Below are 21,102 nucleotides of genomic sequence, written 5' to 3' on the forward strand. Positions count from 1 at the left end.
AGGTTACTTGTTGGTGGTGCATTAGCGCTGTGAGACAGGGGTTCAGCCGAGGTCACCGCCGCCTACGGGCAGGGTCATGCCGGTGATGTAGGAGGCTTCATCGGAGGCCAGGAACAGGATTGCACCGACCTGTTCTTCGAGGCTGCCGTAGCGCTTCATCAGGCTGCTATCGACAGTCTGGTCGACGATTTGCTGATACCAGACCTTCTCCTGCTCGCTCTGCTCGGCGGTGTTGCGCGGAATACGCCGCGGAGGTGCTTCGGTACCACCAGGCGCCGTGGCGTTGACCCGGATGCCGCGCTCGGCGTTCTCAAACGCCAGGCAGGCGGTGAGTGCATTGACACCACCCTTGGCTGCACCGTAAGGCGCTCGATTGATCCCGCGAGTGGCGATCGATGAGACGTTGACGATGGCGCCGCTGCCCTGCTCCACCATGTATGGCAACGCGGCGTGACAGCACCACAGCGTGGGAAACAGCGAGCGGCGTACTTCGGCCTCGATCTCGCTTTCTTTGTAATGTTCGAATGGCTTGGCCCAAATGGTGCCGCCGACGTTATTGACCAGCACGTCCAGCCGTCCAAAACGCTCCACAGCAGCAGCCATCACTCGCTGGCAGTCGGCGTACTGTTCAAGGTCAGCGGTCAGCGCCAGCAGCGCCTCGCCTTGCAGTTCCCTGACCAGTTCGGAACGGTCAACCGCCACCACCTGCGCGCCTTCCTCGAGCAAACGCTCGGCGACGCGGCGTCCAATGCCCTGCGCTGCCCCGGTGACCAGGGCGACTTTATTTTTAAATCTCATGCTCATGGCAACCTCGAAAATACACGTCAGTCAGTGGCAGTTAAGCGGCGCTGGCGGCGAACTTCTCGTAGTAGAAGTTCGCTGGCTCGATACCCTGTTCGCGAATGTATTGGCTGACCGCCTCGACCATCGGTGGCGGACCACACAGGTAGATATCGACGTCGCCGCCGTTGAGGTGCGTGGGCGCGATGTGCTGGGTCACGTAGCCTTTGTGCGGATGACTGCTGGCGGGGTTGGCCACACAGGCGCTGAAGGTGAAGTTCGGGATCCGCGCAGCGAAGTCGTTCAGGCGATCCATTTCCACCAGATCGAAATCGTTGGTAACGCCGTAGATCAGGTGCAATGGATGCTCGCTCCCCTTCTGCGCAATCGTATCCAGCATCGCAGTGAATGGCGCCAGCCCGGTGCCGCCCGCCAGCAACAGCAGTGGGCGTTTGATGGTGCGCAGATAGAAACTGCCCAGAGGACCGGCCAGGTTCATGCTGTCACCGACCTTGGCCAGCTCCGTAAGGAAGCTGCTCATCAAGCCGCCTGGCACGTTTCGGATCAAAAAGCTGACGCGACCGTCTTTCTGCAGCGAGCTGAATGAATAGGCTCGGGTCTGCTCACTGCCCGGCACTTGCAGGTTGACGTACTGGCCCGGCAGAAAGGTCAGGTGGTTCAGGGCTTCGCCCTGAATAGACAGCGAAATCGTGCTGTCAGAGAGCTGACGGACTTCGCTGATTGCCGCCTGGTAAGTCGCCTGCTGTGTTTTGCAAACATCTGAAGATGCCGGCACACGTACCACACAGTCGCTTTGAGCGCGCATCTGACAGGTCAGCACATACCCCTGATCCGCTTCCTCTTCGCTGAGCGCATCTTCGATGTATTCCTGGCCGAGGTCGTACTCGCCGGATTCAGCGAAGCACTTGCAGGTACCGCAAGCACCGTCGCGGCAGTCCAGAGGAATATTGATCCCCTGCCGGTACGCAGCGTCGGCGACGGTTTCACTGGGGTTGGCGTCAATGAAACGGGTAACGCCGTCTTCGAAATTGAGTGCAATTTTGTGGCTCATGGTGTTCCTCGCTGGACCAGGGGCTGAAGCGTCGGGTGCAAGCCCAATGGCGACAGACCGCTCGTTCACAGGTGATAGATGTCGATGACCTGACGGACGTAGTCGTTTTTCAGGACGACTTTTTTAGCCTTGATCAGAGGCTGGTCGCCGCGCACATCGAGGGTGTAGAAGCTGGTACCGAAATAGCTGTCCACGGTCTTGTAGCGAAAGCTCAGGGTGTGCCAGTTGAAGCGCACCTTGCACAGGCCATCGCCTTGTTCGAGGATCTCGAGATTGCTCAGGTTGTGAGAGGTGCGGGTATCCGGGATGCTGGCGCTGGAGCGCTCGGTCTTGATCCGGAAAACACGGTCCTCCAACCCTTCGCGGCTGCCGTACCAGATCAGCGAGATTTCCTTTTGCGGGTCTTCGGTCAGTTCGTCGTCATCGTCCCAGGATGGCATCCAGAACGTCGCATTCGCGGCATACAGTTCCAGCCAGTTATCCCAATCCTTGTCATCCAGATAGCGCGCTTCGCGGTAGAGGAAGTCGCGTACTGCGTCGTAAGAAAGGCTCATTGCCCGCCCTCCACGCAGATCAATTGCGACTGCTCGGCTGCCAATGCCTTGAGCATGGTTTCCTGCCAGTACTTGTGTTGCAGCACGAACAGCCCCTCGTCCTCGGTGCGCACGCCGCTAAGCAATGGGTGCAGATCAATTTCTTTGGCCGCTTCATCCGCGCCTTCGACCCAGTGTTCGGCACCACGGGACATGTCGTTCCAGGCTGTGGTACTGCCCTGATAGCCCATCTGGCAGGAGCGAAACTCTTCCAGATCATCCGGGGTGGCCATGCCACTGACGTTGAAGAAGTCCTCGTACTGACGAATCCGGCGCGCACGCGCTTCGTCGCTCTCGCCTTTGGGCGCGATGCAATAAATGGTGATTTCAGTGCGATCCACCGAGATCGGCCGGGCGATGCGAATCTGCGAGCTGAACTGGTCCATCAGGTACACGTTGGGGTACAGGCACAGGTTGCGCGAGTTACCGATCATCCAGTCTGCGCGGGCCTGGCCGAAGTCCTGGGCCAGCTCATCGCGGCGCTCGTACAGAGGCCGATCCTCGGGATTAGCCCAACGGGTCCATAGCAACATGTGGCCCTTGTCGAAGGAATAGAAACCACCGCCACGCTTAGCCCAGCCACCGGCGCTCATGGTCGGATTGCTGTCGCCAGCCTGGCGTTCCTTGCGCTGATTCTGAGTGGCCGCGTAGTTCCAGTGCACGGAGCTGACGTGATAACCGTCGGCGCCGTTCTCGGCGGTGAGCTTCCAGTTGCCTTCATAGATATAGCTTGAGGAGCCGCGCAGCACTTCCAGGCCGTCCGGAGACTGATCGACGATCATGTCGATGATCTTCGCCGACTCACCCAGATGCTCCACCAGCGGGACCACATCAGGGTTCAGGCTACCGAACAGGAATCCGCGATAGGACTCTAAACGCGCCACTTTGGTCAGGTCGTGAGAGCCTTCGCAGTTAAAGCTCGACGGGTAGCCGGCATCGGTCGGATCTTTGACTTTGAGCAACTTGCCGGAGTTGTTGAAAGTCCAGCCGTGGAACGGACAGGTATAGGACGCCTTGTTGCCACGTTTGTGTCGGCAGAGCATAGCGCCGCGATGGCTGCATGCATTGAGAAATGCATTGAGCGCGCCGTCTTTGTTGCGGGCAATGAAAACAGGCTGGCGACCCATTTCCAGGGTGATGTAGTCGTTTTTGTTCGGAATCTGGCTCTCATGAGCGAGGTACAACCAGTTGCCCTCGAAAATGTGCTTCATCTCGAGATCGAACAAGCGAGTATCGGTGAACATTTCCCGCTTGCAGCGGTAAACACCCTTTTCTCGGTTTTCTTCAAGCAAGGAATTGAGATACTCGACGCTTATGGACATGGCCAGAGCCTCCGTTGTTTTTATTTGACGGAGTGAGTCTATGGCCGGGAAAAAACTGGAGATATCCGATTCATGCAGATCGCTATCCGTTTCCTGTCAAACGGCTAAACGATTGCAAAGAGCGCGGTCCTGATGGAAGTCACGCGCGTGAACGATTGTTATCAGTTGAAAGGCACGCGACTCAACCCCGGCATCAGCTGGCTTGCTTACGGAAAAATAACGTCACCTGACCCAGTTCAAAGCCGAACTTGGTCATTGAGGAACGATTGGCCATCGTGTCGTCATCAAGCAAGTACATCCAGTCATCGAAGTTGACCTGATAGACCTTACCGTCCACGGGCAAGCTCATCACGTACCGCCAATGCAGTGCATTGCCAGCCACCTCTCCGATTGCCTCGCCGACAACATCGCCTGCGGTACCGCGCCACCGTCCAGGACCATCCGGGTGCAGTGTCCACACCCGGGTCTGCTTGGTCCCGTCGCTGTAGGTGAAGTCTTCATGCATGATGAACCGGTCGCCCTCGGAGTGGCTGTTGATAACGGCGTGAAACCGTTTTATCACCTCTCCCGAACGCTTCTGGAACATGCCCCACGCGTCTACCCGCCCCGAGAAAAAATCGCGCAGTTCAAGTTTTGGGGTTTCCTGGCTATAGCGGTTCACATCGATATCGCTGCAGCTTCCCAGGCAGATGCAGAACAGCAGCAGTACGAGTTTGTTCAACATGGTCTATCTCCACAGACACAGCATCAGGGTCATAAGGACCTGACAGTGGTCGGTGTCGACACATGGGCAGTCAAATCCTATACAAAACCTATACGTTAATATGATTTTGTACAAGAGTTAGCGCGTATTTGAACAATAGCCTACGTTACCGGTAACCACGCGCTTGCAGGTCGAACAAGTGTGCATAGCGCCCGCCAGCGGCGATCAGGCTGGCGTGATCGCCACGCTCAAGCACCCTGCCCTGATCCAATACAACGATGTGATCCGCATTGCGCACGCTGGAAAAACGGTGAGAAATCAGCAGCGTCATACGGCCCTTGGCGTACTCACGGAAGTGTTCAAACACGGCGGCTTCTGCAGCCGCGTCCAGGGCTGACGTAGGCTCGTCGAGGATAAGAATATCGGCGTTGCGGCGCATGTAGGCTCGGGACAACGCGATCTTTTGCCATTGCCCTCCCGACAGTTCCTGCCCTCCCGCGAACCACCGACCTAGCTGGGTGGCATAGCCATGATCGAGACGCTCAATGAATTCTGCTGCCATGCCCTGGGCTGCCGCTTCGCGCCATCGGGTTTCATCACTGAACGCCTCAATATCACCCACCCCAAGGTTATCGCCCACAGGAAACTGGTAGCGGATGTAGTCCTGAAAAATGACACCGATACGCCTGCGCAGCGCATCCTCGTTCCAGTCCTGAAGATCACTGCCATCCAGCAGAATGCGTCCCTCATCAGGCCGGTACAGACGGGTCAGCAGCTTGATCAACGTGGTCTTGCCCGAGCCGTTTTCACCCACCAGCGCCACGCTACGTCCCGGTGCAAGGTGGAGATTGATATTCTCAAGCGTGACACGACTGGAATCTGGATAACGAAAGCTGACGCCCTCGCAACGCAAGCCATCCCCCGGGAGGATGCCTTGAGTGAGGGTACCGGTTTCGACAACAACCGGCTGAGCCAGATACTCATACAGATTGGTCAGGTACAGGCCATCTTCATAAAGACCACTGATGGCACTGAGGCTGCTGCTGACCGCCGTCTGCCCCTGTTTGAACAACACCAGATACATCGTCATTTGTCCGAGGCTGATGCGGCCATTGACCGTATCGACCACCACCCAGGCGTAAGCCAGGTAAAACGCACTGGTACCAAGCAGTCCGAGGAGGAAACCCCAGCCATCGCGCCGCAGGGTCAGCCGACGGTCTTCGGCGTAGAGCCGGTCAAACGTGTCTCTGTAACGTTGCAGCAGAAGAGGCGCAAAGCCGAACAACTTGACCTCTTTTATATGCGCTTCCTGAGACAGCAGTGCTTCGATGTAGCCTTGTTGTCGGCTCTCGGGGGCACGGCGGGTGAACAAGCGAAACGCGTCACCGGAGAAATGTGCTTCGGCGAAGAACACCGGCAACGCGCCGAGCACCAGGATCACCAGCGCCCAAGGCGAAAAATGCACCAGCAACACCGCAAAACTGATGAGCGAGATCAGGTTCTGAATCAGCCCAAGGGACTTGGTTACCAATGCCAGGGGGCGCGTGGAGGCCTCGCGGCGTACGCGAACGAGCTTGTCGTAAAACTCCGAATTCTCGAACTGGATAAGCGACAGCGTCTGTGCTTTTTCCAGGATCAACGTGTTGACCTTCTGCCCCAGCTGTACTCTCAACAGCGACTGCTGAACCGAGAGTGCACGTTGAGCGCCAGCGAGTAACGCGAGCACTCCGGCTTCGAGTAGCACGTAACGCAATACCGGCCACAACGGAGCGCTGCCGAGGTCCGCATGCAACTGCATGGCAGCGACCACCGCATCGACAATCCGCTGCCCCAGCCATGCGGCCAGAGCAGGAAGAACACCGGCCACCAGCGTTGCCACTACAAGGCCCAGGAACAAGCCTCTCGACGTGCTCCATACCAGCTCCAAGGCGCGTCGGGCCTGGTCGAAAAAAGAGGTGAACCGACTGACGACAGGCATGTGGAGCTGGGTTCCAGGAGGGAGATAGAGAGGTGTCTGGCATGGAAACAGACCGCTCCAGACAAGTCACGCTCCACATATCACTTTCATGGCGCGTTCATCACTGAGCTTTGCTAAACAGCGCACAGGCGCCATGCGGGAGTTGCCGTTGCTAGTCAACCATTACCGACAGCCGTGCCAACACCAAAGCGTCCCCGATAATCCCTCGGCGAAAACCCGGTAATTTTCTTGAAGGTCTGGCGAAAGGCGCCTGGATCCTGATATCCCACGGTCCAGGCGATGTGGTCGACGGTGCGGTTGGTGAATTCGAGCATTTCGCGAGCTTTTCCAACCCGCAGGTGCTGGCAGTATTGCGTGGGCTTGAGCCCCGTCGCCGCGCGAAAACGCCGTAAGAATGTTCGCGCCTCCAGGCCTGCCTCGGCGGCCATCGTGCTCAGTGAAACCTCCACTGCGCCGCTGGCTTGTAACCAGTGCTGGACCTTGAGTACTGCTGCATCACCGTGACCAAGAATAGGTGCAAAATTGCCACCGCACTTCGCGCTGTCGCTGTCGCTGTGCTCGACCATTAGAAAGCGCGCCGTAGCTGAGGCAATGCTCGGCCCCAACAATCGCTCTACCACCCTCAACCCCAGTTCGGCCCACGCCATCAGACCCGCCGTGGTAATGAGGTCGCCATCATCGATCATCGGCTTCTCGACATCCACCTTGAGCAGAGGAAACCGTTCGCCCAGGGTTTTGGCTTGAGTCCAGTGGGTGGTGACTGTACGGCCTGTAAGCAGACCGGTTTCGGCCAGTACAAATACACCCAGGCACACTGAACCAATAACCGCCCCGGCGCTGTGCTGCCGGGTGATCCAGGCCGCCAGCGTCTGCAACCACTCAGCCGAAGGCAGTGTGTCCAGAGACGGCGGGATCAGCACTGCAACGGGTCGGCTGGTAAGTTCCGGCTGGCTGTCGAAGATCCTCTCGAGGGGAGCCCCGGGCACTGTAGCGCTCCAATGAGAAATTCGCAGCAGCGGCACATTGGCCATGGGCTGCTCACGGACGATGCGATTGGCCACGGAGAACAGGTCGGTCAGGCCATGCACCGCAGCCATCTGCGCACCTGGATAGACCAGCAAGCCGATCTCGGCCACATTGATTTGCCCCGCCATTGTCAGTTTACCCCTCGATATTGTCGTTCCGGCCAATCCTCAGCCAGCGCTGCAGAGCCAATACTTCACCCCACGGAACACAGGCCACACTATTGAGGAACATCCCATGTCCAAACAAGCGCTTATCGTAGTCGATATTCAAAATGACTACTTCCCTGGAGGAAAGTGGCCACTGAGTGGCGTTGACGCCGCCGCCGACAATGCAGCGAGGATTATTGCCGCTGCCCGTTCTGCGGGCGATTTGGTGGTGTATATCCGTCACGAATTCACCAGTGACGATGCACCGTTCTTTGCCCCTGGTTCTGAAGGCGCGCACCTGCATCCCAAGGTGCAAAATCTGCCTGATGAGCAGGTGATACTCAAGCACCACGTCAATTCGTTTCTCGAAACCAATCTTGCGACAGTGCTTGAACGCCATGCCATCGAGGACCTGGTCATTGTCGGCAGCATGAGCCACCTGTGTATCGACGCTATCACCCGCGCCGCCGCCGACCTTGGCTATAAAGCCACGGTAATCCATGATGCCTGCGCTTCCTGCGACGTGGAGTTCAACGGCCTGACGGTGCCCGCGGCCCATGTGCATGCAGCGTTCATGTCCGCATTGGGCTTTGGTTACGCGAGAGTGGTGTCGACCGAGCAGTTTCTGGCTTAAAACCGCTAAGTAGCTCACCGATGAATGAAGGACAGAAGATCAGGCTTTGCCCCTGAAAGATCAGGTGCAAAGCTTTGTAGCCTTAAACCTGATTCAGGATAAACCGAGCCTGGATTTTTCCTGATCGAGGGACTGGGTCATATTCAATAGCGCGGCGTTCACCAGCGACTGTCCCTGATTTCCAGCGCTGGCGCTTGAACCCGAACTGAAGTCTGTGCCGGTGCTTGCGCTGGCCTGCATTTCAGTCTGTTTCTTGAGCACTTCCGCTATTTTGGCCTCAACCTTGGCCTGCTCTGCAGGAGGCATGGCCTTAAGATCAGCCTCGGTGAGTCCCATGCCTTTCAAGGTGCTGTAACGCATCTTCTGTGCCGGCGTCAGGGCCATGTAATCCTTGAATTCATCCAGCGCGCTTTTAGTCGCGGACGACCCTGCTGTTGCGTCGACTGAAGCGTTCAGCGAACTGGCACCCACCTGTCCAACACCGGAGCTACTGTTGTCAGATGCCGTGTGCGTTGCCACCAGCGAGTTAGCGTTTTGCAGACTGACCATCATTTTCGCGAAGGCTTCTTGGCGGTCTTCATCTTGCTGCTGGCTAGAGGCACTGGCACTGGACGAGGCGCTGCTGCCGACCTTTTCCGTTTGAACCGTAGAATCTAAAAGACTCAGAAAGCTGTCTGAGTTGGACGTGGTCGATACAGCGCTTGGTATTGGGATCGAAAGGTCGTACCTGCCCAAACCAGTGATAGTGCTCATTTCAACGACTCCCGTGAAGTGGCGCATTTTTTGGAATGCATTTTTGGATCAGATACAGCAAGGCACGTGCCAGATAGAAAATTCCTCCTGAATACCGCTGTTTAGCGCTCGGAACCCTGGCAGTACTGAACATCTAAAGGCAAAAAAGGCAGCGCGTTGCCGTCACCGGCAAACGGCTGCCTCTCTATGAGCCCCGTCGAGCAAAACTCGGCTCGCCTATTGCAGCGTCGAGCCTCGCTGTCGTGATTGACGGTTTAGAAGATCGAGATCGGGTAATCGGCGATCAAACGAAACTCGTTAACGTTACCCTCGGCTTGATCGGCATTACCACGATGCCACGCCTGACGCATCCGTAGGGACAGGTTTTTAGCCGGACCGGTCTGAACAACGTATTTGGCTTCAAGGTTGGTTTCATGGTGTTTACCGTCTGCGCCATAACCGGTGCCATTGTAAGTACGATAAGGGCTATCAGCCGCCATGTGTGTGCCGTCGATGTTGTCACCGTGAGCATAACGAACCATGAAACTCAGGCCCGGAACCCCATAGGTCAGCATGTTCAGGTCATAGCGCGCCTGCCAGGATTTTTCCCCCGGACCGTTGAAGTCTGAATACTGAATCGAGTTGGCCAGGCTAATCGAGTCCGACGTGTCGCCAGGTCCGTTTTGACCGAACGAGACGTAGTCGAACGGAGTATCGCCACGTACTTTTTGATAGGAAAGTGAGACGGTATGCGCGCTCAGGAACGAGTAAGCCGCGCCCAGCGACCAGGTGGTGTTGTCAATGCTACCGGCGTTGGCCTGTCCTTCGTCATTGGTACGGTAGATGTTGAAATCAAAGTTCACTGACTGTAGCTCCGAGATCGGCAACGTATAGTTGGCGTTCCCGTAGTACTGACGCCAGATATCCTTGAGTTCCGAGCCGTACAGGCTAAAGGTCAGGCTGTCCGAAACCGCGTATTTGCCACCGACATAATCAATGCTGTCGGCAGCGACGTTAGCGTAGGCGGCAAACAGTTCGTGGCTGCCATTGGTGGTGACCGGACCGTTCCCGCCGGTGAAGTGCCCGGCATCCAGATCAAGGCCAGCAATTTCGCTGCTCAGCACATTGAAGCCGGTGCCCGTCTGCGGAAACAAGCGTGAGCCACCCGCGGCGAAAACAGGTGCTGTCGGCTGCAGGGTGCCCCAAAGAAGTTCGGTCTTGGAAATCCGGACTTTCAGTGCGCCCCCCACCGTGCCGTATTCATCTTCCAGGGATCCATCATGGCGCACCGGTAAGTTGCCCGTGCCGTTAGTGTCCGCCGAACCATCAAGTTTGATGGCCCAATTACCAAACACCTCTACCCCAAACCCAACCGTCCCCTGAGTGAACCCCGAACTGTAGTTAGCCAGTACACCTTGGGTCCAGTCCTTATTGGTTGCACCGCCATCCTTACCATCGTGGTCGAAGTAGTAGTTTTTGAGGTGGACATTGAGACTGCTGTCTTCAATAAATCCCTTGGCATCGGCCTGATCCGTCACCGGCGCGGCCGATACTAACTGACTGACCCCGAGCGAGACCGCAAGGGTCACGAGATTCCACTTCACACACATCATTCATTTTCCCCTGATTCAAAATAAAGTCCGCCGTCATCCAATACCTGAGCAATAGAGTTTCCCCTGGGTTCAGGCGAAGGATGAAACAGTGGATTGAGCGATGGCAGGTCAGCTAACACAGTGAGACCGGAGTTGCACGTCCGGTAATAACAGGCTTTTTAGCCCTATTTTTATCTTCTCGGTTCAGGGGGTTGCCCCTTCCCTCAAACTTTTAACATTTTTGCGGGCCGCTATTTAACCCCGATCATGTGATAGTCATTATCCGTTGACGTAATAATTGAACAATACGGTCGTATAACCCCTCACCGTGGGTTGCCCTTAAATGCGAGTGGACATCGCAGACGCCAACATTAGTGAAGCTGAACAGTCGCTCATATAGCGATGTTCAGTGCCTGACATAAAGCTTTCGCAGATGCGTAATTGCGGGGCACTTGGCCGGATCGGGGTCGTACGTTACCGACCCCACCGACCGTTTCTCACGCCCACGTTTTCCCGAGCGCCTCCAGACCAGACTTTTGCAAGTCCTGCGGGCTCATCGCGATGCGGAACTTGCAGTCAGCCTGGAAGTTGAGAAAAAAGGGTTCCGCAAACCCGGGGACGTCGGACGGGTCTTTTACGTTGACCAGAAAAATCCCGCCACGCATTCCATCTTGCTCAGTAAAATAAGCGACCTCCGGATGGATGCTTTCCAGGATACGTCCAATAATCTCGCCCACCTTCCCCGCTCTGACGAGGGAATTGAAGGGTTCATGAGGAAGTTCGACCGTCAGTAGCATCTTCATCATTCATTCCTCTTTTCAACGTGCGTCCTCGTCGCCAGACTTTTGCTTCTGGCGCTCATGCCGCCTGACGTGCATTCAGCAGTTCCAGCGGTCCATATTTTAAGAGTAGCGAAGCCTGAGCAGACGCTCATGCGGGGTTACGGACGGTCATGAAACAGAGTGACTCACAATACACGCCGCCATCAAAGGCACGTTCATCCGATGTGGTCCCAATACCCCTGGGCCTGCAAAGCACCTGATACGCTGCCGAGGTTAAAGATCAAACCGATCAATCGCCCGACGTCGCTCATTTTCGCCGCGCATGTCATAGCTGGCGGTGGTCGAGATGTTGGTGTGATGCGCCAGTTTTTGCGCAATCGACAGATCGTGCTCTTCGATCACTCGCGTGATGAATGAGCGCCGAAAGTCATGGGGCATGATGTCCATGCCAATCTGCCGACCGCGCTGCTTGGCAATGAAGTAGATCGCATGTTTGGTGATCCGGTCACGGGTGATGTGGCTGCCACGGCGGATGCGGTTGAACAGGAAGGCATCGTCGCTCTGACCTTCGGGTAAGCATGAGCGGCGCAGTTCCAGCCAATCATTGAGAACTGTGAATGCCCAGGTCGGCGCGTATTTGATCAGTTGTTTGTTGCCCTTGCCCGTGACCTGCAGGCTGCGTTCGGCAAAGTCGATCTGCGCCAGGTCCAGGTTCACCGACTCGGACTTTCGCATCCCTGATCCGTACAGAATGGCAATGATCGCTGCATCGCGTCGTCCTTGCGGACGAGGGTCGGCGGCACACACGTCCATAAGTTCCCGAATCAGCGTTCGTCGAATATTTTTGCCCTTGCTCAGACGCGTCCCCGCCATGGGTTTGACCGAGCGCATCTTGAGCAAGTGCTCATGGCTGATCAGGCTTTGTCGCCAGGCTTCGTTGGTCACGCCGCGAATGGCATTGACGTATAACGACGAGGTATTGGGCGCATAGCCGTCTTCGCGAAGCGCAGCGACCAGGGCGATGACATGGCCTGGCTGTAATTGATGCCACGGCACCTCGTGGATGTCCATCTCGACGAAACCCAGACGATCCGCTGCATCCTGCAGCACATATTTCATCGTCAATTGGCTCGATGGTGCCAGACGCGCCAAGTAAAGCGCCAACGGATTCTGAACCTCGGGCAGCGACATGGACAACCTGTCTTGAGTGACTGGAAAATACCACTCTACACCACAACGTCTGTTGCTAACCAATTGAAGAAAAAGGAAATTCTTTCGTTACTTAATGCCTGAAAACCGGAGCCTGGCACGCACTTCCATTATCGGTCGCGGGCTTTTAATAACTCGACTCCGTTGAATATTCCACCCAGTTGCATCAATCGGCCGCCACTGGCGAGTGCACCAAGGTCCATGGGCGCCAACCCTATGGACTCGATCAGCCCGTTGACCAACGCCTTGGCCTGGGCATCGTCACCTGCCAGAAACGCCACGCGCCTGTAACCAGCCGGCGCATCAAGGAAAAAGCCCGCTATGGGTAACGTATTGAACGCCTTGATCACTTTAGCGTCCGGCGCGAGACGGGCGACAATTTCGCTGCCACTGTCTTCGCCCAGGTCCGCAACCCTGAAATCCGGAAAGTAGTGGAGAAAGGTATTGGTCGCATCGATCAGCACGCGCCCTTCCCACTTCGGCAGCGCCGGCAAGGCACTTGCCACGTTGAACCAGGGAATCGCCAGCACGACGATTGGGCAAGCAGCGGCCTGCTCCAGAGTGCCCGCCTTTGCCTTGGATCCCAGCTTATGAATCAATGACGCCAGACTCCCAGGACCTCGGCGATTACTGAGCACCACGTCATGCCCTGCTTGAATGAACGCTGCCGCGAGCGTTTCCCCCACGGTCGCAGCGCCAATCATCCCGATGTTCATAGGTTTACCTCACGACTGGGCAATGGGCTCATGGACAACGCCGGCCCACGCCAAAAATTATAGTCCTGGAATAACCATTCGTGGGCCTGCGGATGCGATTCGGGTTGATCACAAATTACCTATATAGTCTTCAAATAAATCTTCACCCTCGGACGTTAAGTACGTATCACTACAGAGAGCTGACCATGCATACCACTCCAAATGCTGAACGCTATGACCGACTGACCCGTTCTTTCCACTGGCTAACGGTAGCCTTGGTGATTTTTTTGTTCGCCAGCGCACAGGTATGGGACATCCTTGAGAAAGGCACGCCCCTGCGCAAAGGCCTGCAATCGGTGCATATCTCACTAGGGATTGCGCTGGCGGTGCTGATCGTCGCGCGGATTGCCTGGCGCTTGTTCGGCGGCAATCGTCTACCCGTGATCACGTCCAGAACAACTCACCTGCTGGCGACGCTCGCGCACCTTGGCCTTTATGCGTTGTTGCTGGCACAAGTCGTACTGGGCTTTGGGTTCCGTTGGGCGCAAGACGAACCCTTCAGCTTTTTCGGCCTGTTCTCGGTGCCCGCTCCATTCATCATCGATCATGCGCTGAGCAGCACGCTGGGTGACCTGCATGGGACGGTGGCCTGGGCCATCATTATCCTTTCCGGCCTGCATGCCTGCATCGCCCTTGGGCATCACTATCTGCTGAAAGATTCGACGTTGCGCCGCATGCTGCCGGCCGGGCGAAAAAACCTGTAAGACTGATGAATAAATTCATCCGCACGCGTGTGCTCGGCTAGCGGTCTAGCGCCATCGCCTGATGGCCGCGACGAGGTCTGCATGGATTTCTTGTCTGGAGTCGTTCGCCCGTTTCTGTTTTATTAGCACGCATTGCTTAACGATCCAGCCCTCTGAAAAAGGTATTTTTAATGTTTGCCCCGCTTTTCAAGAAAGTCCTGACATCGTTCGCCCTGCTTATCTCCGTCGCTAGCGCCACCTTCGTCTTTGCCCACGCCAACCTGAAAAGTGAAGAGCCGGCTGCCGACAGCACCACCACAGCACCCAAGGACCTGCGCCTGAATTTCTCCGAGGGTGTCGAGGACAAGTTCACCAAAGTCAGCCTCACCACGAACGGCGGTAAAACGGTAATCGTTAATACCGTTGCGACTGACCCCGACAATAAGAAAGTTTTGATTATCACCCCTGCCACGCCCATCGCTGCCGGCGAATACAAGGTGGAATGGCACGCTGTGTCGGTCGACACTCATAAAAGCGAGGGCGAATACTCCTTCAAAGTAAGCCCGTAACCCAATGTCGAGTGCACTGATCCTGTGCCGATTCGCGCACTTTGCCGTGGTGTTGTTGCTGTTCGGTATCTGCCTGTTTCGGACATGGCTATTCAAACCGTTGCTGATTGAAGCAGCAACAGCCACGCTGGACGCGAAGCTCACATGGGTGCTTCGCTCGCTGACGTCAGTGGCATTGGCCAGCAGCCTGCTGTGGCTTGTGCTCATTGCCGGCAGCATGGCAGGTAGCTGGCAGGACGGACTTGATCCGCCAACCCTGATGCTGGTGCTCCGCAATACATTTTTCGGTCAGGTCTGGAGCGGGCATCTGCTCTTCAGCGCGCTGCTATTGATAAGCCTTGCCTCGCGACGGTTTTCTTCACCCAACCTGCGGCTGGCACTGAGTACGTTGCTATTGGCGACACTGGCACCGGTCGGGCACGGTGCGATGTTCGACGGCCTGAGCGGTGGACTGATGATTCTCAATCAGATGATTCACCTATGCTGCGTCGGCGCCTGGCTAGGAGGGATATTGTTGCTGTCATTGCTGCTGGCGCAACCGTCTGCCGGAAACGCTCAGCACTTGCTTCGGCGCTTCAGCGGCATCGGTTATGGTCTCGTGGCTGCAATCATTACCACTGGGCTAATCAATGTCAGGGTAATGAGCGGCGCCGTTTGGCCCGAGCCAGCATTTTCCGGGTTTGGGCTGATCCTGATGATCAAGGTGTGTCTCGTGCTGTGCATGCTGCTATTAGCACTGACCAATAGATTACTGCTCAATAGCAACAGTGATCGGCTCAACCTGTTGCGCACCAGTGTGGCCCTCGAATGCCTGTTCGGCATAGCAGCCGTTGCAGCTGTTTCCTTATTGGGCACATTGCCGCCAATGCTGAATGTTTGACGGCTGTCAGCAGGGAGTTCAAGCGCAAGCTTCGGAGTGCCGCCTGCCTGCCTGCGCGATAACCTTGTCAGTAATCGCCTTCACGATGAGTACACACGCATGAGTACGGTCAATCCACGCACATCACAGCAGGATAAGCAGATCACGGAAAACGATCCCCGCTGGGCTGCGGTGTTGGCAAGGGATGCGACGGCAGACAACCAATTCGTTTACGCGGTGAAAACCACCGGCGTGTACTGTCGGGCAAGCAGTTCGTCGCGCCTGCCACGGCCAGAGAACGTCGAGTTTTTCGCCAATGCCACAGACGCAGAAGCCGCAGGTTATCGCCCGAGCAAACGGGCCGCAGCGGATCAGACCAGCGTCTTCGCGCAGCATGTAATCCTGGTAGCAGAGGCCTGCCGACAAATCGAACAGGCCGATCGCCTGCCCAGCCTGAATCAACTGGCAGACAACGTCGGTTTGAGTCCCTATCACTTCCATCGGGTCTTCAAGGCCATCACCGGCCTGACGCCCAACGGGTATGCACGGGCCCATCGCGCACGAAAAATGCGCGAGCATTTGAGCCGCCCGGGATCGATCACCAACGCTTTTTACGAGGCAGGTTTCAATTCAAACAGCCGCTTTTACGAGGCCTCGGACACGATGCTTGGCATGAAACCCAGCGACTATCGCGCAGGCGGCGTGAATAACGACATTCGCTTCGCGGTTGGGGAATGCTCGCTGGGCTCGATTCTGGTAGCGCAAAGCGAACGCGGGGTATGCGCCATTCTGCTGGGTGATGACCCGAACACCTTGGTGCGTAATCTGCAGGACAAATTTAGCAACGCCAACCTGATGGGTGGCGATGCCGATTTCGAGCAACTGATTGCAAAGGTCGTTGGATTTATTGAAATGCCTGCCATCGGCCTTGATTTGCCACTGGACCTGCGCGGTACGGCGTTTCAAGAACGGGTGTGGAAGGCACTCAGGGAAATTCCGGTGGGTAGCACAGCCAGTTACGCCGAGATTGCTCAACGGATTGGCGCACCCACCTCTTTTCGCGCCGTTGCACAGGCCTGCGGCGCTAACTGGCTGGCCGTCGCTATCCCCTGTCATAGGGTGGTGCGCAGCGACGGCAATCTTTCAGGTTATCGCTGGGGAGTGGAACGTAAACGACAACTGCTGGAACGCGAGGCAAAGCCATAAAGCAATTAGAGCCTTCCTTTTGGCTGATCTCCAACGAGCTACGCGGACAGTCCGAAGGCGAGCGACTCAAGCACATACAGGCCGGTTTCCCTTCCAGCTGGCGAGGTCGTTTGATCCTGGTGTGGAGGATCGCCAAGGCGCGGTTCGCCACCGATCTGTCGGGCCAGGGTGCAGCACCTCACGGCCAAAAGTAGCTCATTCCAAACACCTCAGTTGCAAAGGGTGCCCCCTGCCCGTTCAATAGCGGCCTGCCTGTCGTTCTATTTCGGAGGAAACCACCATGAGCACTTGGCCTGATAGCCGTATTCTTGATCTCTTCGGGGTGACACTCCCCATCCTTCAAGCGCCTATGGCCGGAGCAAGTGGCTCAGCCATGGCGATTGCCGTCGCCAACGCCGGGGGGCTGGCATCCCTGCCCTGCGCCGCGCTGACTCTGGATCAGATACGCGAAGAAGTGGCATTGATCCGCCAAAATACCAACGGCCCATTGAACCTCAATTTCTTTTGCCACCAACCACCCGCTGTCGACCCAGCCCGAGAGGCTCGCTGGAAAAACACGCTCAAAGACTATTACACCGAGCTGGGCGCTGACTTCGAAGCGCCCACACCGGTGTCCGCACGTGCGCCCTTCGATGACGCCAGTTGCGCGCTGATTGAAGCGTTGAAACCCGAGATCATCAGTTTTCATTTCGGTCTGCCAGAGCAAGCGTTGCTGGATCGGGTCAAGGCGACCGGAGCCAAGATCATTTCTTCTGCCACCACCGTCGAGGAGGCTGTCTGGCTGGAGCAAAACGGCTGTGACGCTATCATCGCCATGGGCTACGAAGCCGGAGGTCATCGAGGGATGTTTCTCAGTAAGGACCTCGACACCCAGGTCGGCACCCTGGCGTTGGTGCCACAGGTAGTAGACGCCGTCGGCGTGCCGGTGATTGCTGCAGGAGGTATTGGCGATGCGCGCGGCATTGTCGCGGCATTCGCGCTGGGGGCATCGGCTGTCCAACTGGGCACCGCCTATCTCTTCTGCCCGGAAGCCAAGGTGACGAAACCGCACTACCAGGCCCTGCGTAGCGCCAAAGGAAGCCAGACGGCACTGACCAACATTTTCACCGGCAGGCCAGCACGGGGCATCGTCAACCGGATCATGCGCGAACTGGGCCCGATCAGTGATGTCGCACCCGCTTTCCCCCTGGCCGGCGGCGCGCTGATGCCCCTGCGCGCCAAGTCCGAACCGCAAGGCAGTGGCGACTTCATGAACCTCTGGGCCGGTCAGGCGGTCGGGCTGAAACATGAATTGTCGGCAGACGTATTGACCCGTCTACTGGCCACTCAAGCGCTGGAACAATTGACCAGGCGCTAAGATGATCAGCCGCTATATACTCTGCTATATAGCGGCAGGTGTCAGGCAGTCACCCGCCCCACCCACAAAGACTATGGAAGCCTTTATGCGCACTGGACACCTTGGCGTCATCCTCAAATCCCTGACGGCTGTCAGTACCCTGCTGACCATGAGCGCAGCGTTCGCCGACGAAGTACACGTGGCCGTTGCTGCCAACTTCACCGCACCGATCCAGGCCATCGCCAAGGATTTCGAGAAAGACACGGGGCATAAACTGATTGCTGCCTACGGTGCGACAGGCCAGTTCTATAGCCAGATAAAAAATGGCGCGCCGTTCGAAGTGCTCCTCTCTGCCGATGATGCCACCCCGGCCAAGCTGGAAAAAGAAGGCGATACTGTCCCAGGCTCTCGCTTCACCTACGCTGTCGGCACCTTGGCCTTATGGTCTGCCAAAGAAGACTATGTCGACGATAAAGGCGCCGTTCTCAAGGCCAACCAGTATCAGCATTTATCCATTGCCGATGCTAAAACAGCACCTTACGGCCTTGCCGCGACCCAAGTGCTCAGCAAGCTCAACCTCACCGACGCAACCAAAGACAAAATCGTAACTGGCCAGAACATTACTCAGGCGTATCAGTTTGTCTCTACCGGCAATGCTGAACTGGGTTTCGTTGCTTTGTCGCAGATCTACAAGGACGGTCAGATCACCCGTGGTTCGGCGTGGATCGTACCGGCCAATCTGCATGACCCAATCAAACAAGACGCCGTCATCCTTAACAAAGGCAAGGACAACGCTGCAGCCAAGGCGCTGTTTGAATACCTGAAAGGGCCAAAAGCGGCCGTAGTGATCAAGTCGTTCGGTTATCAGTTTTAATGCCACTGAACAGCGACGATATCGCGGCCATCTGGCTGACGCTGAAACTGGCGTCATTGACCACGGTCATCCTGCTCCTTATCGGTACGCCCATCGCTTTATGGCTGGCGCACACCCGTTCGTGGCTCAAGGGCCCGGTGGCTGCAGTGGTCGCTCTGCCGCTGGTGCTGCCGCCAACGGTCATTGGCTTTTACCTGCTGCTGGCGATGGGGCCTAACGGCATGGTCGGTCACTTCACCCAGAGTATCGGCCTTGGAACGCTGACCTTCAGCTTCCCCGGTCTGGTGATCGGCTCCGTCATCTACTCGATGCCCTTTGTCGTACAGCCACTGCAAAATGCCTTCGCCGCCATTGGCAAGCGACCGCTGGAGGTCGCAGCCACCCTGCGCGCCGGCCCATGGGACACCTTCTTCAGTGTGATGTTGCCACTGGCCCGCCCCGGCTTTATAACGGGCGCCATTCTCGGTTTTGCCCATACCGTGGGCGAGTTTGGCGTGGTACTGATGATCGGTGGCAATATCCCGGAAAAAACCCGCGTGGTTTCCGTGCAGATCTACGACCACGTCGAGTCAATGGAATACCTGCAAGCGCATTGGCTGGCCGGGGTGATGTTGGTATTTTCTTTCCTGGTTCTACTGGCGCTGTACTCAAGCGGCAAAACCAAAGCAAGCTGGAGTTGAGCCGATGACCTCGCAGATACAGGTGCGCCTGCAAGTGGCCTATCCCGGTTTTGATCTGGATGTCGACCTCGCATTGCCGGGCCATGGTGTGACGGCGCTGTATGGCCACTCCGGCTCAGGAAAAACCACCTGCTTGCGCTGTATCGCCGGGCTGGAGAAAGCGCGACAGGGCTTCATTCAGATTAATGGTGAAGTCTGGCAGGACAACGCCCGAGGCATTTTCCTCCCGCCACATAAACGTGCGCTGGGGTATGTGTTTCAGGAGGCCAGTCTCTTCCCGCATCTGTCGGTGAGGGGCAACCTGGAATTCGGACTGCGGCGTGTTGCGAGCAGTCAGCGCAAGGTACAACTGGATCAAGCCAGCACATTGCTGGGTATCGATCATCTGCTCGAGCGCCACACCGACAACCTGTCCGGCGGCGAGCGACAACGTGTCGGTATCGCTCGCGCCCTGCTGACCAGCCCACGCTTGTTATTACTCGACGAACCTCTGGCGGCGCTGGACACCCAACGCAAGAGCGAAATCCTGCCGTACCTGGAGCGCCTTCACGATGAGCTGGAAATCCCCATGCTCTATGTCAGCCACTCTCAGGACGAAGTTGCACGGCTGTCCGATCACATAGTCGTGTTAAGCGAGGGCAAAGCCTTGGCCAGCGGTCCCATCGGTGAAACCTTGGCGCGCCTCGACCTGCCGATGGCGACAGGCGACGATGCCGGCGTAGTGGTCGAAGGCATCGTCAGCGCTTATGACCCCAACTATCAGTTGCTGACGTTGCACCTGCCTGGCAGCGACCTGATAGTTCGTGTCGCGCATTCACCCCTGTCGGTCGGCAAGACCCTGCGTTTTAAGGTGCAAGCCAGGGACGTGAGCCTGAACCTGCAACCCGATGAGCAAAGCAGCATTCTCAACCGATTGCCTGTGACCGTGATCAGCGAAATTGCTGCCGACAACAGGGCGCACGTGCTGGTTCGGCTCGACGCGGCCGGCACACCATTGCTCGCGCGGATTACCCGTTACTCCCGCGATCAAATGCGCCTGTACCCGGGCCAACATCTATGGGCACAGATCAAGTCGGTAGCGGTGTTGGCGTAGCGCACAAGTAGGGTTGAGTGGCGTTGCCGTTGACCTGGTAGGTGGTCGACAACTCTTCAATTTTTAATAGGAAATGACGAACCGCGTGCTGAACCTCGACGAACAATGCGTCAGGCGGCGCGGCGTACGCTACTGTGTTCAAGGTGTTATCGACAATGACACCTGTGTTGCGCTTGTTAGTCAGAACATACAAGACATCGACACCCACGTTCGCCAAGGCGACCAGATAATCGGCCTTAGGCACACGCTCGCCGCTTTCATACTTGCCTTGCGCGTTTACAGCAACGCCGCCCAGAAGCCCCATTTCCCGTTGCGAATACCCTAACCGTTTGCGTTCTTGCCTGATCCTGAAGCCTATCTCATTCATTGGCCTGGCCACCATTGTGTTATTGACCCATAAAGTTTCTCAAAAAAAATCGGAGATTAGAATGCTTGAGATTAACCAGAAACGACGACTGGTCAGCACGCTGGCCCGGGG

General features: G+C 56.8%; 22 protein-coding genes. 9 read left to right on the forward strand and 13 right to left on the reverse strand.

The genetic code is table 11. The features are described 5' to 3' along the window. Positions 1 to 42 precede the first annotated feature (42 nt). From QN399_RS15785 to QN399_RS15815, 7 genes are all read right to left on the reverse strand, one after another. Positions 43 to 804, reverse strand: coding sequence for a 1,6-dihydroxycyclohexa-2,4-diene-1-carboxylate dehydrogenase (locus QN399_RS15785; protein ID WP_322216403.1), 762 nt, complete (start codon positions 802 to 804; stop codon positions 43 to 45). Positions 805 to 838: 34 nt separating this feature from the next. Beyond that, entirely contained in the window at positions 839 to 1,852 is a 1,014-nt protein-coding gene (gene benC, locus QN399_RS15790; RefSeq protein WP_322179264.1) for a benzoate 1,2-dioxygenase electron transfer component BenC, read from the reverse strand. 65 nt (positions 1,853 to 1,917) lie between these two features. After that, positions 1,918 to 2,406: a benzoate 1,2-dioxygenase small subunit gene (gene benB / locus QN399_RS15795; RefSeq protein ID WP_322179263.1), complete on the reverse strand. Its 489-nt coding sequence runs from the start codon at positions 2,404 to 2,406 to the stop codon at positions 1,918 to 1,920. Next, the gene (benA, locus tag QN399_RS15800) at positions 2,403 to 3,767 is read right to left on the reverse strand and encodes a benzoate 1,2-dioxygenase large subunit (RefSeq protein ID WP_330201189.1); all 1,365 of its coding nucleotides are present in this window, start codon (positions 3,765 to 3,767) and stop codon (positions 2,403 to 2,405) included. Before benA ends, benB begins: the two co-directional genes overlap by 4 nt. A 193-nt stretch (positions 3,768 to 3,960) precedes the next feature. Further along, positions 3,961 to 4,491, reverse strand: a complete 531-nt coding sequence (locus QN399_RS15805) for a DUF3833 domain-containing protein (protein WP_330201190.1) — start codon at positions 4,489 to 4,491, stop codon at positions 3,961 to 3,963. Positions 4,492 to 4,636: 145 nt separating this feature from the next. Continuing rightward, positions 4,637 to 6,448: an ABC transporter ATP-binding protein gene (locus tag QN399_RS15810; protein WP_322179260.1), complete on the reverse strand. Its 1,812-nt coding sequence runs from the start codon at positions 6,446 to 6,448 to the stop codon at positions 4,637 to 4,639. 155 nt (positions 6,449 to 6,603) lie between these two features. Beyond that, positions 6,604 to 7,602, reverse strand: a complete 999-nt coding sequence (locus tag QN399_RS15815) for a GlxA family transcriptional regulator (RefSeq protein ID WP_330201191.1) — start codon at positions 7,600 to 7,602, stop codon at positions 6,604 to 6,606. A gap of 106 nt (positions 7,603 to 7,708) precedes the next feature. Here QN399_RS15815 and QN399_RS15820 point away from each other — a divergent pair, with 106 nt between their 5' ends. Then, positions 7,709 to 8,254: a cysteine hydrolase family protein gene (locus QN399_RS15820; protein ID WP_322179258.1), complete on the forward strand. Its 546-nt coding sequence runs from the start codon at positions 7,709 to 7,711 to the stop codon at positions 8,252 to 8,254. Between the two features lie 93 nt (positions 8,255 to 8,347). Here the strand turns inward: QN399_RS15820 and QN399_RS15825 are convergent, their stop codons facing one another. From QN399_RS15825 to QN399_RS15845, 5 genes are all read right to left on the reverse strand, one after another. Next, complete coding sequence (locus QN399_RS15825; protein ID WP_322179257.1) at positions 8,348 to 9,007, reverse strand: hypothetical protein; 660 nt, start codon at positions 9,005 to 9,007, stop codon at positions 8,348 to 8,350. A gap of 254 nt (positions 9,008 to 9,261) precedes the next feature. Continuing rightward, positions 9,262 to 10,599: an OprD family porin gene (locus tag QN399_RS15830; RefSeq protein ID WP_322179256.1), complete on the reverse strand. Its 1,338-nt coding sequence runs from the start codon at positions 10,597 to 10,599 to the stop codon at positions 9,262 to 9,264. Between the two features lie 476 nt (positions 10,600 to 11,075). Next, complete coding sequence (locus QN399_RS15835; RefSeq protein WP_330201273.1) at positions 11,076 to 11,381, reverse strand: panthothenate synthetase; 306 nt, start codon at positions 11,379 to 11,381, stop codon at positions 11,076 to 11,078. A 252-nt stretch (positions 11,382 to 11,633) separates the two neighbouring features. After that, the gene (xerC, locus tag QN399_RS15840) at positions 11,634 to 12,551 is read right to left on the reverse strand and encodes a tyrosine recombinase XerC (RefSeq protein WP_219061829.1); all 918 of its coding nucleotides are present in this window, start codon (positions 12,549 to 12,551) and stop codon (positions 11,634 to 11,636) included. A gap of 128 nt (positions 12,552 to 12,679) precedes the next feature. Further along, on the reverse strand, positions 12,680 to 13,285 hold the full coding sequence (locus QN399_RS15845) for an NAD(P)-binding domain-containing protein (protein ID WP_322179255.1): 606 nt from the start codon (positions 13,283 to 13,285) through the stop codon (positions 12,680 to 12,682). A gap of 185 nt (positions 13,286 to 13,470) precedes the next feature. Between QN399_RS15845 and QN399_RS15850 the strand changes: the two genes are divergently transcribed. The 8 genes from QN399_RS15850 (at position 13,471) to modC (ending at position 20,624) form a co-directional block, all read left to right on the forward strand. Beyond that, positions 13,471 to 14,028, forward strand: coding sequence for a cytochrome b (locus QN399_RS15850; protein WP_322179254.1), 558 nt, complete (start codon positions 13,471 to 13,473; stop codon positions 14,026 to 14,028). A gap of 170 nt (positions 14,029 to 14,198) precedes the next feature. After that, positions 14,199 to 14,576, forward strand: coding sequence for a copper homeostasis periplasmic binding protein CopC (gene copC / locus QN399_RS15855; protein WP_322216418.1), 378 nt, complete (start codon positions 14,199 to 14,201; stop codon positions 14,574 to 14,576). Between the two features lie 4 nt (positions 14,577 to 14,580). Next, positions 14,581 to 15,456, forward strand: coding sequence for a copper homeostasis membrane protein CopD (copD, locus tag QN399_RS15860; protein WP_322179252.1), 876 nt, complete (start codon positions 14,581 to 14,583; stop codon positions 15,454 to 15,456). Between the two features lie 99 nt (positions 15,457 to 15,555). Further along, on the forward strand, positions 15,556 to 16,641 hold the full coding sequence (gene ada / locus QN399_RS15865) for a bifunctional DNA-binding transcriptional regulator/O6-methylguanine-DNA methyltransferase Ada (RefSeq protein WP_322216421.1): 1,086 nt from the start codon (positions 15,556 to 15,558) through the stop codon (positions 16,639 to 16,641). Between the two features lie 280 nt (positions 16,642 to 16,921). After that, positions 16,922 to 17,998, forward strand: coding sequence for a nitronate monooxygenase (locus tag QN399_RS15870; RefSeq protein WP_330201192.1), 1,077 nt, complete (start codon positions 16,922 to 16,924; stop codon positions 17,996 to 17,998). 85 nt (positions 17,999 to 18,083) lie between these two features. Beyond that, on the forward strand, positions 18,084 to 18,851 hold the full coding sequence (modA, locus tag QN399_RS15875; RefSeq protein ID WP_322179249.1) for a molybdate ABC transporter substrate-binding protein: 768 nt from the start codon (positions 18,084 to 18,086) through the stop codon (positions 18,849 to 18,851). After that, positions 18,851 to 19,531, forward strand: coding sequence for a molybdate ABC transporter permease subunit (gene modB, locus QN399_RS15880; RefSeq protein ID WP_322179248.1), 681 nt, complete (start codon positions 18,851 to 18,853; stop codon positions 19,529 to 19,531). Before modA ends, modB begins: the two co-directional genes overlap by 1 nt. A 4-nt stretch (positions 19,532 to 19,535) precedes the next feature. Further along, positions 19,536 to 20,624, forward strand: coding sequence for a molybdenum ABC transporter ATP-binding protein (gene modC / locus QN399_RS15885; protein WP_322179247.1), 1,089 nt, complete (start codon positions 19,536 to 19,538; stop codon positions 20,622 to 20,624). On the opposite strand, the gene QN399_RS15890 is transcribed toward modC, so the two are convergent. Then, complete coding sequence (locus tag QN399_RS15890; protein WP_322179246.1) at positions 20,599 to 20,991, reverse strand: helix-turn-helix transcriptional regulator; 393 nt, start codon at positions 20,989 to 20,991, stop codon at positions 20,599 to 20,601. The genes modC and QN399_RS15890 overlap by 26 nt on opposite strands. Between the last annotated feature and the right edge of the window lie 111 nt (positions 20,992 to 21,102).

It is taken from the genome of Pseudomonas sp. 10C3 (assembly GCF_036346185.1).
Lineage (GTDB): Bacteria > Pseudomonadota > Gammaproteobacteria > Pseudomonadales > Pseudomonadaceae > Aquipseudomonas.